This is a genomic window from Pectobacterium sp. CHL-2024 (genome assembly GCF_044751765.1).
GTDB classification, from domain to species: Bacteria; Pseudomonadota; Gammaproteobacteria; order Enterobacterales; family Enterobacteriaceae; genus Pectobacterium; species Pectobacterium brasiliense.
The window spans coordinates 26,831-44,763 of record NZ_JBIXKO010000004.1 but is presented as its reverse complement, the minus strand read 5'-3'; the positions used below and the strand labels follow the sequence as shown (position 1 = coordinate 44,763).

15 protein-coding genes are annotated in these 17,933 nt (G+C 51.5%); 5 read left to right on the top strand and 10 right to left on the bottom strand.

Annotation, left to right across the window (positions count from 1 at the left end; translation table 11 throughout):
- Window positions 1-119: 119 nt before the first annotated feature.
- Window positions 120-1,646: an MFS transporter gene (locus ACIPUG_RS08700; protein ID WP_010282324.1), complete on the bottom strand. Its 1,527-nt coding sequence runs from the start codon at window positions 1,644-1,646 to the stop codon at window positions 120-122.
- 383 nt (window positions 1,647-2,029) lie between these two features.
- Between ACIPUG_RS08700 and ACIPUG_RS08695 the strand changes: the two genes are divergently transcribed.
- Window positions 2,030-2,404 (top strand): hypothetical protein, encoded by a 375-nt coding sequence (locus tag ACIPUG_RS08695; RefSeq protein WP_039274275.1) that lies wholly within the window; start codon window positions 2,030-2,032, stop codon window positions 2,402-2,404.
- Here ACIPUG_RS08695 and ACIPUG_RS08690 read toward each other — a convergent pair.
- Complete coding sequence (locus ACIPUG_RS08690) at window positions 2,397-3,884, bottom strand: mannitol dehydrogenase family protein (protein ID WP_400338155.1); 1,488 nt, start codon at window positions 3,882-3,884, stop codon at window positions 2,397-2,399. The two genes, ACIPUG_RS08695 and ACIPUG_RS08690, sit on opposite strands and share 8 nt — an antisense overlap.
- A gap of 321 nt (window positions 3,885-4,205) precedes the next feature.
- Between ACIPUG_RS08690 and ACIPUG_RS08685 the strand changes: the two genes are divergently transcribed.
- Window positions 4,206-5,486 (top strand): O-acetylhomoserine aminocarboxypropyltransferase/cysteine synthase family protein, encoded by a 1,281-nt coding sequence (locus ACIPUG_RS08685; protein ID WP_400338154.1) that lies wholly within the window; start codon window positions 4,206-4,208, stop codon window positions 5,484-5,486.
- 62 nt (window positions 5,487-5,548) lie between these two features.
- Here the strand turns inward: ACIPUG_RS08685 and ACIPUG_RS08680 are convergent, their stop codons facing one another.
- The 4 genes from ACIPUG_RS08680 to nifJ all read right to left on the bottom strand — a co-directional run bounded on the left by ACIPUG_RS08680 (window position 5,549) and on the right by nifJ (window position 11,936).
- Entirely contained in the window at window positions 5,549-6,619 is a 1,071-nt protein-coding gene (locus ACIPUG_RS08680) for a L,D-transpeptidase family protein (RefSeq protein WP_400338153.1), read from the bottom strand.
- A 184-nt stretch (window positions 6,620-6,803) separates the two neighbouring features.
- Window positions 6,804-7,601: a deaminated glutathione amidase gene (locus ACIPUG_RS08675; RefSeq protein WP_400338151.1), complete on the bottom strand. Its 798-nt coding sequence runs from the start codon at window positions 7,599-7,601 to the stop codon at window positions 6,804-6,806.
- Between the two features lie 21 nt (window positions 7,602-7,622).
- Entirely contained in the window at window positions 7,623-8,159 is a 537-nt protein-coding gene (cybB, locus tag ACIPUG_RS08670) for a cytochrome b561 (RefSeq protein WP_400338149.1), read from the bottom strand.
- A 243-nt stretch (window positions 8,160-8,402) separates the two neighbouring features.
- Entirely contained in the window at window positions 8,403-11,936 is a 3,534-nt protein-coding gene (gene nifJ, locus ACIPUG_RS08665) for a pyruvate:ferredoxin (flavodoxin) oxidoreductase (protein WP_400338148.1), read from the bottom strand.
- A gap of 388 nt (window positions 11,937-12,324) precedes the next feature.
- On the opposite strand from nifJ, the gene ACIPUG_RS08660 reads away from it, so the two are divergent.
- A complete protein-coding gene (locus ACIPUG_RS08660; RefSeq protein ID WP_039282041.1) occupies window positions 12,325-12,750 on the top strand; it encodes a hypothetical protein in 426 nt (141 codons plus the stop codon).
- A 73-nt stretch (window positions 12,751-12,823) separates the two neighbouring features.
- Here the strand turns inward: ACIPUG_RS08660 and ACIPUG_RS08655 are convergent, their stop codons facing one another.
- Complete coding sequence (locus ACIPUG_RS08655) at window positions 12,824-13,759, bottom strand: LysR substrate-binding domain-containing protein (RefSeq protein WP_104209802.1); 936 nt, start codon at window positions 13,757-13,759, stop codon at window positions 12,824-12,826.
- Window positions 13,760-13,881: 122 nt separating this feature from the next.
- Here ACIPUG_RS08655 and ACIPUG_RS08650 point away from each other — a divergent pair, with 122 nt between their 5' ends.
- Entirely contained in the window at window positions 13,882-14,364 is a 483-nt protein-coding gene (locus tag ACIPUG_RS08650; protein ID WP_400338289.1) for a GNAT family N-acetyltransferase, read from the top strand.
- A gap of 43 nt (window positions 14,365-14,407) precedes the next feature.
- Here the strand turns inward: ACIPUG_RS08650 and ACIPUG_RS08645 are convergent, their stop codons facing one another.
- The 3 genes from ACIPUG_RS08645 to ACIPUG_RS08635 form a co-directional block, all read right to left on the bottom strand.
- The gene (locus tag ACIPUG_RS08645; protein WP_010282349.1) at window positions 14,408-15,034 is read right to left on the bottom strand and encodes a LysE family translocator; all 627 of its coding nucleotides are present in this window, start codon (window positions 15,032-15,034) and stop codon (window positions 14,408-14,410) included.
- Window positions 15,035-15,302: 268 nt separating this feature from the next.
- A complete protein-coding gene (locus ACIPUG_RS08640) occupies window positions 15,303-16,085 on the bottom strand; it encodes a transporter substrate-binding domain-containing protein (RefSeq protein WP_014914237.1) in 783 nt (260 codons plus the stop codon).
- A 368-nt stretch (window positions 16,086-16,453) separates the two neighbouring features.
- Complete coding sequence (locus ACIPUG_RS08635) at window positions 16,454-17,032, bottom strand: hypothetical protein (RefSeq protein WP_040043847.1); 579 nt, start codon at window positions 17,030-17,032, stop codon at window positions 16,454-16,456.
- A 288-nt stretch (window positions 17,033-17,320) separates the two neighbouring features.
- Between ACIPUG_RS08635 and ACIPUG_RS08630 the strand changes: the two genes are divergently transcribed.
- Window positions 17,321-17,650 carry a DUF1493 family protein gene (locus ACIPUG_RS08630; RefSeq protein ID WP_235775008.1) on the top strand — a complete coding sequence of 110 codons (330 nt, stop codon included), beginning with the start codon at window positions 17,321-17,323 and terminating at the stop codon, window positions 17,648-17,650.
- Window positions 17,651-17,933 lie beyond the last annotated feature (283 nt).

Sequence of the window (17,933 nt, the reverse complement as noted above, 5' to 3'; positions counted from 1 at the left end):
GCACGAGCGGTTAATCAAAACATGGCGCACTAAATGAATCAGCCCAATACGAGATTGGGCTGATTGTTTTTACCTGATACCTGTCTTCAATAAACGTCTGTATAAACGAACGTCTTCAATTAATGCTGTGCAGTGGCAACCTGCGGTTTAGCCTCTTCTGACTGAACGCCTAATGGGTTGTTACCCCAGCACTTCTCATATTCCCAGCCTGTCAGCTCTTCTGCGACAGCGCGAGCATGAGCCGGGACATCGGCAATCGCGCCGCCCGCTTTGATACGTGCAATCTCTTCCAACAGAATGGCGTGGTTTTTACGATCCAGCTTCATCTGCGTGGTGTAGTAAATCGCAACCAGCGCAAGACCGATAACACCCAGCGAGAACACGCCAACAATCGCCTGTACGGCAGTTTCCGGCTGCACTGACTGCCCGGAGACAAAGCCGAATTGGCTCAGCGTCCAGCCCATCGCGAAAACAATCACAGAGCGAACCATTTTACCGGCAAACGTCATGGCACCAGCGTAAATCCCTTCACGACGACGCCCGGTCAGAACTTCATCCACATCGGCCAGGAAGGTATAAACCGTCCAGGGAATGTAGTAGATCCCCCCCGTGCTCAGGCCAAATACGGCAGTAATCGCGAACAGAACAAAGATGGTCATGTCTTCTGACCAGTTAGCGAAATAGAGCGCGGCATACGCCATCACGCTGACAATCACCACCATCAGAGCCAGACGGAATGGTCGCGCAAAGCCCATTTTGACGCAGATACCGATGAAGGCTGCGGTAGAAATGAGCTGCATAATCGAGCTGAAGCTATTGAGGTGTGATACCAGCGCCGTATTCTGCTTCAGACCAAAGACGATGAAGTAGGTGAACGCGGAAGCGAAAAGCCACTCAGCGCCGAAGCCAAACAGGTACATCCCCAGATGTTTGCGGAAAATACGCAGACGGAAGGTGGAAACCATATCCACGCTCAGCTTTTTCATCGCTTGCCACAGGCTGGATGTGCTTTCACGGACGATTTCATTGACCGGACGCTCCCAGGATGTCATATACAGCGCGATCATCGCCGCACACATAATGGCACCGTAGACCAGACCGGTGTAGAAGAATGGCGTTGCTGAATCTTTACCGTAGATGGCAATAAACTGCCCAGGAATGAACGCTGCCAGGAAGTTGGCGATTTTACCGAAAATGGCTTTAGAACCTGTCAGCTTAGAGCGCAGTTTAAAGTCAGAGGTCATCTCGGTAGCCAGCGTCTCATACGGCACCATGATCGAGGTGTAAATCAGCTCGAACAGCACGTACGTCGCCAAATAGTACCAGAAGCCAAAGCCTTCAACCCATAGCATGGGGTAGACCAGTACCAGCGGGACACCCAGCAAAATAAAGAAACGGCGGCGGCCAAATCGGCGACCAACCCGGGTGTTGTAGAAGTTATCGCTGATGTATCCCATGATGGGGTTACTGACCGCATCGATGATGCTGGCAACGGAGAAGATAGCGGCAGCCTGAACCAATGTTAACCCACAGAATGTGGTGTAAAAGTACATCAGCCATGCGCCGCTGATAGCAAGCGCGCCACTGCCAAGCAGGTTCGCGCTGCCGTAGCAGAACGTGTGTTTAAAAGAGATTGGTTTATTCATGATCAGCCTAATTACAAAGATGAAACAATATTTCAGTTCTATTGAACTATCATTTCTTTATCATTTGCTCTATTGAAAAGAAAGTAAACTGACGATCACGCTTTAGCACGCTTTTAATGACGATCTGTCAGACAGATCATGAAATAAGATATTTTAATTTGCTTTTTATAATTTTTTGATCATGCATTTATGTTCTTAATTTACAAAATATGTAGATTTATTACGGAAAAGCGGCGCGCGTGCAGATTGGCGACGAAGTGATAGTGGGCGCTACCCCACAAATCGATAGCGTGATGTGAAATAACGCATTGACCGCAGAGAGGAAATGTCGTCATCATCCCGCCCAGTTTACTTTATCGTATTCCCTCATCAGGAGCCGTAACGTGAGTCATTTGCTGGTCTATGCCATTATTTATGTGATTTTTATTGCCGTCGTTGGGTTGTTTGCTTTTCAGGCCTGGTTGCCTTCGTCCGCCCCGCGTGGGCTGAGAGATCGTGCAGGTATTTTGGTCGGGGTATTGCGTTGCGTTACGCTGTTTCTCGTTGTTTCCGCACTGCAAATTCTGTTTCCCAATTCGCTGTTGGACAAGCTCGTTTGGTTGGTTGCCGTGGCGATGTTAGTGATCGCGGTCATCGGTGGGGGAATGAGCTGGTCATCGCTGCCGTGGCTGGATGAAACAAAGGGGAAAAGTCGCACTCTGGTGCTGGGTGTCCAGAGTGCGTTATACCTTGCGCTGCTTGGATTTATCGTTATTTAAAGTCTTGTACCAGTGCGGCCACGGTGTTCTTTGCGCCGTGATCGCGCAGCTTCAGATAAGCCTGTGCGATAGCGTTGAAGACATCGTGGTTTGCTGACAGATCCTCGCCGAAAATAGAACGAATATTAAGAAACGCGCTGACCCGCTCGGCGCTATCTGACGTTTCCTCAACGGCCTGTCTGAGTTTATCAGCCAGCGGATCGCGGATCTCGATAGGGTTGCCTGCATCATCTTTCCCGCTGACGTAACGCATCCAGCCAGCGATGCCTAATGCCAGACAGCGATAGTCTCCTCCATTACACACATGCCAGCGAAGCGATTCCAGCATGCGCTGGGGCAGCTTTTGTGAACCGTCCATCGCGATTTGCCAGGTTCGATGCTTGAGCGCGGGGTTGGAAAAACGAGTAAGCAGCTGAACGGCATAGTCTTTCAGGTCGATATCCACCACGCTGAGCGTCGGTGCCTGCTCCAGCAGCATGAGGTGAGACACGGCGCGGCGATAGTTCTCGTCATTCATACAGTCGCTGACGTGATCATAGCCGGCGAGATAGCCCAGATAGGCTAAAAACGAGTGGCTGCCGTTCAGCATGCGCAGTTTCATTTCTTCAAACGGCAGTACGTCATGCACCAGTTGCACGCCCGCTTTCTCCCACTCAGGGCGTCCGGCAGTGAAATGATCTTCGATCACCCATTGAATAAAGGGTTCACAGGCTATCGCACAGGGATCGGCGACGCCAAGATGATCGGCAATTTCCTGCAACGCTTCTGGCGTCGCGGCAGGGACAATGCGATCCACCATCGTATTCGGGAAAGAAACCTTAGCCTTGATCCAATCGATCAGACTCTGATCGTTGAGCCCCGCCGATTCCAGCACGGCGGCTTTGGCCGTTTTGCCATTTTCCGGCACGTTATCGCATGAGAGGATGGTGAACGGCGCAATCCCGCGTTCGTGACGCAAGCGCAGCGCTTCCGCCAACAACCCCGGCACTGAGGCTGGATGACGAGGATCGATGAGATCCTGCTGAATCAGCTTGTTGGTCCGATCCAGCTTGCCGCTCGTCCCGTCCATGCAATAGCCTTTTTCGGTAATCGTCAGGGAAACGATGGCGGTTTCGGGGGCGGCGAGTTTCTCAATAATGGCGGCAATGCCTTCTACTTTTGCATGTAATGATTCACACACGGCACCGACGACAATCGGCTGATTGCCCGTCGCCGCTTTTTCCAACACGGTAAACAGATGATCCTGTTGGCGCAGCGCCGTGATCATGGTGTCGTCGCTGAACAGCACGACTTCACAAATTCCCCAGTCTCCTCCCACCATATTCAGCACGCGATCGGTGAGCAGTGCCTGATGAGCGCGATGGAAAGCACCAAAACCGATATGGACGATGCGTGGCTTCAGCGCCTTACGATCGTAGTGGGGGAATTGGACGCTAGCAGGCAATTCGCAGGTAGCGATATTTTTTATTTTATCAGTCATTTATTGCGCTTCGGGTGGGGAGATTTATAACGTTAAAAGTAGCTGTGATTTGCAGGCGGTGCAATACGTGACGCGCAGATAGGTTACGGTGCGCACGTTTTTTTCTCTGCGCAAATTTTATCGCTTTTTCAGATTCGGTTCAGCGGTGGAGCTCGGTTTTGTGAGGAGGCTTCAGCGTAATAATGTAACGCTGAAATTTAGTCTTGTTTTTACTAACTTATCTCCATTTCTTCTACATCATCAAGTGCGTTTCCCGATCGCTGTCTGCTATTTTGTCTGGATATTTTCCTCACTCCAACGATCAACAAAAAGGCCCGTAAGATGAAACTTGAATCCCTCGCGCTACATCATGGTTATGAATCTGAAGCGACAACGAAGTCCGCAGCCGTGCCGATTTACCAGACGACCTCTTACACATTTGACGACACGCAGCACGGCGCCGATCTGTTTGATCTGAAGGTGGCGGGCAATATCTATAGCCGTATCATGAACCCGACGAATGCGGTGCTGGAGCAGCGGCTGGCGGCCATTGAGGGCGGCATCGGCGCGTTGGTGCTTTCCTCCGGTATGGCGGCAATTACTTATTCGCTTCAGGCGCTCACGCAGGTTGGGGACAATATCGTCAGCACCAGCCAACTGTATGGCGGCACCTATAACCTGTTTGCCCATACCCTGCCGCGTCAGGGGGTTGAAGTACGGATGGCTTCTTTCGATGATTTTACGACGCTGGAATCGCTGATTGATGACCGCACCCGCGCTGTTTTTTGTGAATCTATCGGGAATCCGGCGGGAAATATCGTCGATATTGCCAAAATCGCAAAGATTGCGCATCGTCACGGTGTCCCAGTGATTGTTGATAACACAGTGGCAACGCCCGTGCTGTGCCGGCCTTTTGAGCACGGCGCAGATATCGTCGTCCATTCACTGACTAAATACATTGGCGGTCATGGCACCACAATCGGCGGCGCGATTATCGATTCCGGCAAGTTCGACTGGGTCGCGAACAAAGCGCGTTTCCCGTTGTTGAATGAGCCCGATCCGTCTTACCACGGCGTGGTGTATACCGACGCTTTCGGTCCTGCGGCCTATATTGGGCGCTGCCGCGTGGTGCCGCTGCGCAATACCGGTGCAGCGCTTCCTCCTCATAGCACGTTCTTGCTGTTGCAGGGGCTGGAAACTCTCAGCCTGCGCATCGAACGCCATTGCAGCAATGCGGAAGCGCTGGCGGGCTACCTGAATCAGCATCCGCTGGTTACCTGGGTCAACTATGGCGCGTTGCCGGATAGTCCTTATAAAGCAAACTGCGACAAAATTACCTCGGGTAAAGCGTCTGGGATTATCAGTTTTGGCATTAAAGGCGGGAAAGCATCAGGGGGGCATTTTATTGATGCGCTGAAGATGATTTTGCGGCTGGTGAATATTGGCGATGCCAAATCGCTTGCGTGCCATCCGGCAAGTACCACGCATCGGCAGTTGAATGCGGAAGAGCTGGCGAAAGCGGGAGTGAGTGAGGATCTGGTCAGAATTTCGGTTGGTATTGAGCATATTGACGACATCATCGCTGATGTGGCGCAGGCGCTGGAAGCTTCACAGAAACAGTAAACGGTAGGGATAGTAGAGAAACGCGTTGGAAACCTGAATGAGTTTCCAACGCGTCATCGCGATTACGAACGGCTAGCGTCGGTCGCTGCAACTGTCGGCTGTGATTCCGCTGGTGCGGCATTTTGCTCCGCATTAAGGCTATCTTGCGGCTGTGCTTCTGGTGCAACCGGTGCCGCAACAGATTCAACCGGAATGGCTGGCGTGGCTTGCTCGATCAAACCATTGATTTTGGTCGGCATACCAGAACGTCTCTGGATTGCCTGATCGACTTCGCTGGTGTTCACGCTGGCGTCGGCCAGAACCTTGCTCACTTTTGGCGTCATGCTGATCGGTGCAGGAGAATCAGAATGGAATTCTTCTACCGTGCGAGACAGCGGATTGTGAACTTCAACATAGCGTGAACCATCTGGCTCAACGGTGGCTTTCACTGGTTCATTGATGAACTGAACGCGAGTACCGACCGGAACGTTGTTGAACAGATACTTGATATCATCGGCACGCAGACGGACGCAGCCGTGGCTTACGCGCAGGCCAATACCGAAGTTGGCGTTGGTGCCGTGGATCGCGTACAGGTTACCGATGTACAGCGCATACAGTCCCATTGGGTTATCTGGGCCAGCTGGGAAAACTTTTTGTAGGGTTTCACCGCGTGCTGCATATTCTGCGTGCATCTTCGCGGTTGGTGTCCAGGTTGGACCCGCTTTCTTGCGCTGAACAGATGTTGTCCAGTTAATTGGCGTATCTTTACCTAACTCACCAATGCCGATTGGCAGCACGACCACGGTCTTGGAGCCTTTCGGATAGTAGTACAGACGCATTTCTGCGCTGTTGATGACAATGCCTTCACGCGGTGCATCTGGCAGAATCAACTGATGAGGAATGACCATTTTGCTGCCGGGAATCGGCAGGTAAACGTCCGCATCTGGGTTGGCTTCCATCATGTTGCTCAGGCCCATTTGGAACTGTGCTGCAAAATGTTCCAACGGCTGTGTGCTATCTTCCGGTACGGTGATTTCGATATTCTCGCCTACCAGTCGGCTGTTAGCCGCAGGCAGAGGATAAACAACGGCAAAAGCGGCCTGACTGAATGCGGCGGCTGCAAGAACTAAAGTAAAGATCGCGCGAATACTCATTTTCGTTTCTTTATTTGAGTGGTAAATGCACCCCCCGAATCAGGAGGCTGGTCTGCTAGGGTCGCCATGACGACCGGATGCGCATTATATGTGCAGAATGGCCTCTGAGGGAAACAACATGTGTAACTAATCACACTTTTTGGCGTACGAATGAGAAAGAAAGCAGCATAGAGTGAACCGCGACTCAATTTTCCCCGTCTAACGTGGGTTTTTGAAAGCGGCGATTAGCCAGTACCGGGAGAATCTGACGGGCATACGCCAGTCGTTCTGGGTCAATGTCGGCATAGATGAGAGCCGGTGTTTCCGGTGCCTGAACCACGACAACGCCTAAAGGATCGACCACCATGCTACTGCCGATATTCTTGACGCCGCATTCGCCAACGGCGACGAGATAGGTCGTGTTCTCCAGTGCTCTGGCACGCACCAATAATTCCCAATGCGCTTCTTTCAGCGGCCCCTTAATCCAGGCGGAGGGAAGAACGAGTACGTCTGCGCCGTCCAGCACCAGGCGGCGTGCAAGCTCAGGGAAGCGGATGTCATAGCAGGTCATCAGTCCGACGTTCAGCCCGGCGATGGTCAACAGTGGCGGAACCTCTTCGCCTGCCAGTACGTTTTCCGATTCCTGTACGGAAAACGCATCGTACAGATGCAGCTTCCGGTATTGCGCAACGATCTCGCCGTTGCGCAGTGCCAGCAGCGTGTTCCAGACTTTCCCTTCGCCATTCGGGATATGCACACACAGCATGGTCGTCAGATTGCTGCCTTTACTGGCTTCCAGCAGATGCGAGATAAACGGGCCATCAAGCGGTTGAGCAGCCGTGAGCACCATGTTGGGATTGGTTATATCGCGAGCCAGTACGCCTTCGGGCAGCACCAGCAGGTCGGCTCCGTTTTGCTGTGCCACCGACATGAACTCAGTGATGGTTGTGGCGTTTTGCTGCCACTCGCGGTCAACGGCGAATTGTCCCAGTGCGACTTTCATGCTTGCTCCTTCGTGGCCCGATTAATCGCGCTTTGCTGGCATCATGCGCAGCAGCGTGTTGTCTTTCATAACATAGTGGTGGAACAGGGCGGCGGCGGTATGTGCGGCAATGAGCCAGTAGCCTAACGGTGCCAGCGTTTCATGCCAGCCAATCAGCGTTTCAGCCAGGTCGAAATTCGGCGTCGCGGCTGTTGGCATGCCGATACCAAAAAGCATCCAGTCCCGACCGCTGTAATAGCGCGAGGCAACGCCCAGTATCGGCAGCGTGATAAACAGCAGGTAAATAACGGCGTGGGTAAGCGAACCCAGCGCACTTTGCCAACGAGGCGGCGGTGGCGTAATAGCGGGCGAAGTATGCCGATGGCGCAAGAACAGGCGAGCAAGCATGAGAACCAGTATGGCTACGCCGCAGCTAAAGTGCGTCACCATCATCACGCTGCGCAGCAGCGAACCGCGTTCAGCAAATCCGCGTAGCTCGATGGTGGCATAAGTCACAACGAGCAACAGAAAAACCAGCCAGTGCAATGCAATCTGCGATGGTGCGAACTTTCCTTTCATGTTTCGTCCTCTGCGACGTTGAGAGCGGTTTGACATGGTAACGAGCGAATAATCTCATAAAGTATAAGGTAACTTGCGTCTTGTCAGCCCCTCTTTACCGTGCCTGACAAACTGGGCTATCCGCGCTGGATTCTTCGATATTCAACCTCGTTTGGGTAAGGGAAAACGCAACGGCCCGTAAGGGTGGCGGCCATGGATGGCACGCCATAAAAAACCGGCCGAAGCCGGTTTGGGGAGGAACGATTATTCCTGTGAGTTTTTCTCTGCCTTGCCGGCCATCATCGTCAGGAAGTCAAAGCGGCGACGTAGATCCAGCTCCGCTTCTTCATAGAGCTGCGCGGTTTCTTCCGGCATCATGCTATTCAGGCGGCGGAAGCGTTGCTCTTTCATTAGCGTTTCGCTCAGGCTGCTTGATGGCGGACGAGAATCGGTAACCAGCGCGGCTTTCCCTTCTTCGGCACGACGTGGATCGAAGCGGTAGAGCGGCCAGAAGCCCGTTGCCGTCAATTGACGCATCTGATCGTGGCTGAATGCCAGATCGTAGCCGTGCTCTTCACACGGACTGTACGCGATAATCAGCGATGGGCCCGGCCATGCTTCGGCTTCCTGAATCGCTTTCACCGTCTGGTTCAGCTGTGCGCCTAGTGAGATCTGCGCGACATACACGTGCCCGTACATCATGACGTTGATGCCGAGATCTTTACGCGCTTTGCGTTTGCCTTTCTCGCCAAACTTGGTGACTGCACCCAGCGGTGTCGCCTTGGACTGCTGGCCGCCGGTGTTCGAGTAGCACTGCGTATCCAGCACCAGCACGTTGACGTTTTCGCTCAGGCTCATGACGTGATCCAACCCGCCGTAGCCGATGTCGTACGCCCAGCCGTCACCACCGATAAGCCAGATAGATTTATCGACAAAGTGGTCGGCTTCACTCGCCAGCACCTTGGCATCGTTATCATTGATGGTTGCCAGCAATCCACGTAGCTGTTCAATCTGCTGACGGCGCAGGTCGGGCACGATGGACTCTTCTTGCAACGCATTCACCAGATCCGGCGGCAGTTGCGGTGCCAGCTTTTTGAGCAGGCGCACGGCACGTTGGCGGTGCTGATCGACGCTCAGGCGGAAGCCCAGACCGAATTCGGCGTTATCCTCGAACAGTGAGTTAGCCCAGGCCGGACCGCGACCGTTGGCATCAGTAGTCCACGGCGTGGTAGGCAGGTTACCGCCATAAATCGATGAACAGCCCGTTGCATTCGCGACCAGCAGACGATCGCCATAGAGCTGCGTCAGCAGCTTGATGTACGGCGTTTCGCCACAGCCGGAACAGGCACCAGAGTACTCGAACAGCGGCGAAATCAGCTGAGAAGTGCGGATATCGATACGTTCCAGCGTGGATTTGTCGATTTCCGGTAATTGCAGGAAGAAATCGAAGTTCTCTTTCTCCGCCGTCAGATTATCCAGACGGGATTCCATATTGATGGCTTTAATTTCTGGGTTCTGACGGTCTTTGGCCGGACAAACTTCCACGCACAGGTTACAGCCAGTGCAGTCTTCCGGGGCAACCTGCAACACGTATTTCTGGCCGCGCATGTCGCGGGCTTTCACATCCAGCGATTGCAGTGAAGCAGGTGCATTTTCCATCGCGTCGGGCTGGACGACTTTGGCGCGAATAGCCGAGTGCGGGCAGGCAGCGACGCAGTGGTTACACTGTGTACAAAGCTGTGGCTGCCACAGCGGAATCTCTTCCGCGATATTACGTTTTTCCCACTTGGTGGTGCCGGTTGGCCAGGTGCCATCGGGTGGCAGGGCGGAGACGGGCAGCGTATCACCCAGACCCGCCAGCATCGTGGCCGTGACGGTTTTGACAAAATCGGGCGCGGCGTCGGAAACCACCGGTGGGCGCTGCGGGCTGTCTGGGTTGACGGCTTCCCGCGGCACGTCTGCCAGCGCTTCTAATGTGGCACTCAGCGCTTGCCAGTTACGCTCAACCAGCTCCTGACCTTTACTGCCGTAGCTCTTGGCGATGGCGGTACGCAGTTTTTCCACCGCCACATCGGCTGGCAGAATCTGTGACAGGTGGAAGAACGCCATCTGCATGACGGTGTTGATGCGCGCGCCCAGATGACATTCTCGGGCAATCTTGGCGGCATTGATGCAGTACACGCGGGCATTGCGCTGGTTCAGCCCTGCCTGCACTTCCTGCGGCAAACGGTGCCACAGATCGTCGCTGGTATACGGCGAGTTGATCAGGAAAACGCCGCCGGGCTTCAGTCGTTCGACCATGCTGTACTTGTCGATAAACTGCCACTGATGACAGGCAACGAAATCGGCCTGATCGATCAGGTAGGCTGAGTTGATCGGGTGCGGGCCCACACGCATGTGGGAAACGGTCAGGCTACCGGCTTTCTTCGAGTCATAGACAAAGTAGCCCTGCACAAACATCGGCGTGGTTTCACCGACAATTTTGATCGCATTCTTGGTCGCAGAAACGGTACCGTCACTGCCCAGACCGTAGAATAGGGCTTCGAGCGATGCGCTACTTGGAAAATGCTGTTCCGGCAGTGGCAGCGACAGGTTGGTGACATCGTCATAAATCCCGACAGTAAAGCGCGGTCGTGGGTTAGTAAGTGCTAACTCATTAAAAATCGCCTGTATGCACTGTGGGGTAAATTCTTTGGAAGACAGGCCATAACGGCCACCAATCACGCGTGGCATAAGTGAACGCTCACCTGCGGAGAACGCCTCGGCCAGCGCGGTCATTACATCGAGATACAGCGGTTCTGCCAGCGCACCTGGCTCTTTCGTGCGGTCCAACACTGCGATGCTCTTCGCCGTTTGCGGAATGACGGCCAGCAGATGTTTGGCGGAGAATGGACGATACAGGCGGATTTTCACCACGCCAACTTTTTCGCCGCGCATCAACAGCGTATCGACGACTTCTTCGCAGGTGCCAACGCCAGAGCCCATCAGGACGACGATTTTGGTCGCTTCCGGGTGACCGTAGTATTCAAACGGCTGGTACTGGCGTCCTGTGGCGGCGGCGAAATCGTTCATCGCCTGCTCAACGTGCTCATAGCCTGCGTCATACCAGCGGTTGGTGGCTTCGCGCGCCTGGAAGAAGGTATCCGGGTTAGAGGCGGTACCACGAATCACCGGGCGTTCCGGTGTGAGCGCTCGCTCACGGTGTGCATCAATCGATTTCTGTGGCAGAAGCTGGCGGATTACGTCATCGCTCAGCGGCTCAATCTTATTAATTTCGTGTGAAGTGCGGAAACCGTCGAAGAAATGGATAAACGGCAGACGGCTGTTCAGGCTGGCGATTTGTGAAATCAGCGCAAAGTCCTGCGCTTCCTGCACATTGCTGGCGCACAGCATGGCACAACCGGTTTGGCGCACGGCCATGACGTCCGAGTGATCGCAGAAGATAGAAAGCGCATGCGTCGCAACCGTACGAGCTGCGACGTGCAGGACGAACGGGGTTAGTTCACCGGCCAGCTTATACAGCGTGGGGATCATCAGCAGCAGACCCTGCGATGAGGTGAACGTGGTGGCGAGTGTGCCCGTCTGCAATGCGCCGTGGACGGTAGCGATCGCGCCGCCTTCCGATTGCATTTCAACAACGCGGGGCGTATCTCCCCATATATTCAGCCCGCCGTCGCTCGACCAGGCGGCCGCGTGTTCAGCCATGCTGGAACTGGGGGTGATGGGATAGATGGCGATGACTTCATTGGTTCGCCAGGCCACGGAGGCGACTGCGTTATTACCGTCGGTGGTGATCATGACTTATAGCCTTCTTGCTCACTAAGCCTTTCATTTTACATGGTCTTTTCGGGCGATGAAAATGATTGGGCATAAACGAAAATACGATTTTTATCGGAGGATTATCGCATTTCAGGAAAAAAGAGGGTGGAACGATGTAAACGGAGTTGTATCAAACTGTGTTTTATCCCCGTCATACTTCAAGCGATCTTTCTACGCGCGGTGTTCGTATGAAGGAGAGCCCGCGTTTCCTAAAGTTGCGTATATCATACACCTCAGAGCGGGTTGATGTCTTTTTGTACCTATTGAAGGGTATCGCCGCATGATTTTGTTTGCTCATTACTGCCATGACAGGTAGCGTGCTTATACTAAAATAACATCTGTAATCAATGTATGAAGGAACCGAACGATGGCAAATGATGAAATAAAAAATAAATTGGTTTCCGTACTGGCTTCACAACAGGCGCAGGGAAAAACGCCAGAACAGGCCGTCGAACATATTCTTCAGGCATTGGGTGGGCGAGCCGGTGATGTGTCCCGTATTTCGGTTTTGACATCGACATTAATCGCCGATGTGCTTTATACCGTGTATCAGGAGACAATCACGTACCAGCAGATTGCGGTGATTTTACGCAAACTGTGTTACGCCGCTCGCGACATTGCCGTTGCATCACACGCCATCTATCCCCAACTCACCGTTCAGGAAATCGGCCAGCTTTTACAGAGCCCAGAGATTTATCCGACGATCGATCGCGCCGCATTGCTTGATGCGCTGACCTACGCCAACTTTTCCAAAGCGGAAAGTGAGCAGGTTGCTGACGCTCTCGGCATTTAATACCCGAACAATTTGCTACCGGAACAGAACCGAAAATCAGACAGTCAGGCTTGTGATTTTCCTATCGCCGCTATCAGTTCGTTATGGGATGTGTCACCAGCCTGTGTAACAGACTTTTAATCCACTGGCTGGCTTCCGAACGGCTGTTGCGGCGATGACTGTATATCTTCACGCGATAGGGTGGCACGGTGAAAGGCAAGGCGTGAATCCGCAACGGCAGGAATTGCGCAAAGATTGTCGCGACGTTGCGGGGTAATGCCATGATCAGCGTTGAATCGGCGATGATAAACGGCGCACTCATCATGGATGGCGTCTTCAGTGCGATATGACGCTTTTTGTTGAGCTTATCCAGCGCGTAGTCAATCACCCCGCGGGACTCATTCCAGGGCGTCACGACAAGATGCCGGGCGGCGAGGTAATCATCCAGCGTAAGCGCCCTGCCTGACAGATAATCCGCGGCGGTGATGATGACATAGCTGTCTTCAATCCAGTCTATCTCCTCAATTTCCCTGTTCTCCGATTGCGTCATGTCGGTGAACCCTAACGCAAAATCGATTTTCCCTGCCAGCAAGTCCGTAATCGCGACCTTCTGCGGTGAATAAACCAGATTGAATTTGATATGGGGTGCCAGCTTTTCCATGTGCGCCATCAGGGTAGGAAACACCGAAAACGCGGTGTAATCGGTGATGGAAAAGGTGAAACTTTCCGTGCTGCGAGCGGGATTAAAGCGTGGACGTGGCGTCAGACCTTGCGTCAGCAGCGCCAGACTTTCCGCTATCGGCTCTGCAATATCGTCCGCCACTACGGTCGGATGCATGGTGTTGCCAACCCGAAAAAATAGCTCATCGGAAAACGTATTGCGCAAGCGCGTCAGCGCGTGGCTGACCGCCGATGCGCTCATCGCCAGCTCTTTTGCCGCTGCGGCGACGGATCGATGCTGGTACACGCTGTTAAATACCACCAGTAAATTTAAATCGATACGCCGTAAATCCAGATGCATGATATTCATCAGTCGCTGTAGAGAATGCAGTTCATACAGTATTTTTAATCCGGTAGCATGGCAAGCCTTGGTCATAGTTTGCGTTGGAAAAATTAGCACCGGAGAAGAAAGACGTTATGAACCCAGCCTTTATGAATATAGCCATCCGCCCCGCGCAGAAATCAGATGCGAGCGTGATTCTGGATTTAATTATCGAGCTTGCCGTTTACGAGAAAGCGCGCCACGAAGTGCTGGCCTCGCTTGAGGATATTGAGCGCTCGTTATTTGGTGAGGAGGCGACGGCTGAAACGCTGATTTGCGAGATTGATGGCAAGCCTGTCGGCTATGCGATTTTCTTCATGAGCTACTCAACCTGGCTGGGGAAATATGGCATTTATCTGGAAGATCTCTACATTGCGCAGGCGTATCGTAATGCGGGAGCGGGCAAAGCGCTGCTGAAACAGGTTGCGCGTCTTGCACAGGAAAGACAGTGCGGACGGCTGGAATGGAGCGTGCTGGACTGGAACCAACCCGCGATCGATTTCTATAAGAGCATTGGTGCGAAGCCGCAGGATGAGTGGGTCCGCTATCGGATGGACGAGAAGGGCATCGCTGATTTTATCACAGCATCGTAACGGTGTGGCTCCTGCTGACCTGACGGCAGCAGGAGCCAGTAAATTAACGCGTTGACGCCGCCAACGTGGTGCCTGCCAGAATAAAGATCCCGCCCGTCGAGCGGTTAAACAGCTTGATGCGGCGAGGGTTGGAGAAAAGGCCCGATAAACGACGGCCGGTGCAGGCATAGATGAACATGATGCTGAAATCGAAGACCGCCCAGGTCACAGCGAGGATGATGAGCTGTAAGGCGTGCGGGGCGCTGGTATCGATAAAATTTGGGAAGAGTGCAGCGAAAAACAGCAGATCTTTCGGATTGCTGATCCCGACCAGAAAGCCTTTGCGGAATAGCGGAAACCAGCCCGGAGCCGAGGCTTCCTGTGTGTCCTGCTCCGCTGTACTCATATCCTTAGAGCGCCATGATGCGATGCCCAACCAGATGAGATAAACCGCACCAACAATTTTTAATGCGATGAATGCGGTGGTTGACGCAGCGAGAATGGCACCTAACCCCAGTGCTGAACAGGACATCAATATCATTGCCGCACTGACGCCGCCGAGTACGGTTGCGGTTGCGCGTGAAGCGCCGTAGCGTAAACCGTGCGACATGCTGATCAAGGCTGATGGGCCCGGAATGGCAATCAGGGCGATGATGATGCCTGTATAAGCCAGCCAGAGGTGAAGGCTCATGATTTCTCCTGCGTGTAGTTCACTGTGAAAGCGTGATTGAGAGCGGTGATGTGATGCGAGATATATTCACATATATATCGCTATTTTCCAACGCGTGATGGTAACAGAAAAGGGGCTAATAGCGCTCGCCCTCTTTATCAACATTCTGTTGCTGACATTGGTGCGGAGTACAGCAATAAACGGGGTATTTCGACGAAATCACCCCCGGCCTTATGATGGGCCGGGAGAGCCGTTGAACATGAAAATAATCAGTAAACCGCGCCTGATATTATTCCTTCACGCTTAAATCGATATCGCCAAAATAGCGTTTCTGTATTTTTGCATATATGCCTTTTTGAACGATATCTTTCAGCCCCTGATTGATGAGCTGTTTTGTTTCCGTATCGTCTTTGCGTATACCGTATGCAGAACCGAGGCTAAATAAATCCGCATCGGTGACTTCCTCTCCTTTTAGCTCAAAATCTTTACCTTGTGGGGTTTTTAAAAATCCAAACGCGACGGCAACCGACGGACACAGTGCCCCTTCCACTCTTCCTGATTGTAAATCCTCATAAATGGCTTCCTGATCGGGATAGTTTTTAACAATCACCCCGGCAGGTAGCCAATATTTATTGGCGTAGGCTTCCTGAATGGTACCTTGCTGTACCGCGATATTTTTCCCGCGCAGCAGCTCAGCCTGGGGAAGAAGATTGGATTCTTTCCTTGCGACAAGTTTGGTGGGAACGTGGAAAACATAGTCACTGAAAGCTATCGATTCTTTTCTCTTGCGTGTCACGCCAAGTGGCGCAATGACGTCTATTTTTTTGGCGAGAAGGGCGGCAATCTGGGAATCAAATGTGTTGACGATATAGTCACATTTTGCATTTACCGATTCACAGATGGCATCGGTTACCTCGATTTCAAATCCCGACGGATTACCATTTTTATCCATGCTCTGAAAAGGGGGATACGTTAAATCGACGCCGATACGCAGTATGTCCGATTTAGCAAATGCAAAGGGTGAAATAGCAAAAATGGCAACGATCTTCAGGAGAGATAATTTTCTGAACATAGCAGTAACACCTCTTTTTAGTCGTATAAAATGAATATCAACATTCCGGTATTCGTATTATCACCAGTGATAGGACGTAAATTGGAGCGCACATCATCATCCAGCCCACGTTTGAAAAACTGACGTTAATTTACACTTGAAATTATAACCAATTGTTATTATTTGCTTTCGGAATGTAAGATTGCGCTATCGGTGATGTCCAAGCGTGTAAGCAGGAAATATATTCCAGTGGATGATTTCATTTTGGCGGGGTGCTGATGTTCATTGCAGACCGAAAATCGACCTGAGCGAGTTTCCGATATTTTAATTTATTAACCTTACTAAATGTACCAATAATACGGTGGAATTGGCGATCTTGAAGGTGAGCGCTACTTGTAGGTAAACCGGTAATCGACAATATACGTGCCGAGTTCATTGACCCGCGCGGTGATCCATAACTCATCCATTCCTTGCCTTCTTTTTTTGAACAGCATTTCTCTGTTGGTGCATAGCTGTTTAAATTGCCCAGTATGGACATCTTTAACCCATATGCCGGCTTCGCAACGACTACTTTTTCCTGTGGATGGCCCAGGAAAAACTATTTTATAGTCGGATGTGTAACTAATCACCTCATCGGGGAACAGATAAACGTACACGTCAAAAATATTCACGATGGAAAGAAATCCCAGCACGAAGCCTCCGAAAAACATTTCGAGCATGTGCTTTATTTTCTTCTTTACCGATCGAGAATAGATCGCCCGGCCAGCAAAGATAAGCCCCAACACGATCCCAAACGTAAGGTAGATAGTGAGTTCTGGAAATGTCTCGATCAGTACCGTGCGACGTGACAGCTGCGAAGCCCAAAGCATGTACCAGAAAATAGAGAGCATGATGGATAAGACGAGGAGAGTAACGAGAAAATCCTTGGATAATAAATAGGTTATTGCTTTTTTATAGAGACGGTGCATCTATCCATGACCTGTATCAACAGCGTGTTTTGTTGGTATTTTACATGACTTGATGGCGTAAAGGATCAATAGGATTACTTGTTGTGCCTCACTAGCTTACGTGCAACTTATTAGTAAATAAAACAATGTATTCAAGTGGTAACGCAACAATTACGGTTTGAATGGTGATGGCTTACAGGCTTCTACGGTCATTCATGCATTTCCGCAAACAGGGGGATTTGGTTTGTATCTTCGACAGTATAACCTGGTCGCTAGGCCAAAAGACCTCATTGAATGGACGTATTTCTGATGAGCAAAAGAGATATCGAAAATGAGGTGATTCAGTATCTCATGGAACGTTACCCTATTAGGAAACATTGGTTTAAATCCGGTATTAGACAAGTCACTAAAGACTGGACGTTACAGGATGATTACCAGTTTCTACCAGAAGATGCTCATGATTTCCTTCTTGATATATTCGGACATTTTAATATTGAACATTCAAACTTTGATGGAAGAAATTATTTTGAATATGAGTATCCAATCTTGCAAAAGAAACCACTATCGAAAGCGTTAAAACCGCTCACGGTCGAGATGATTATTGAGTCAGCTAAAGCAGGGAAATGGTTATACGATTAGAGGAATCTAATTATTGATGTCGTATTGATGTGTTTGTGTGACGCAAAAAACCGGCTGGAGCCGGTTTTGTCGTTTCTGGCGTCTACCTCGCCGACTCACATTTGGGCAGCCAGTCAGCGTCTGATTCGTCTTTCAACTCAAGATTGGTCTGTATGCTCAGTTTGCGTATACCAATGCAGAAAAGTGATAGGGGTTTTTGCTAACGTTCTCACCCTATGAATCCCACCTTTTTGTTACCTCAATCTATGATAATCTTTTGGTAAGTACACGTGAATGTCACTTT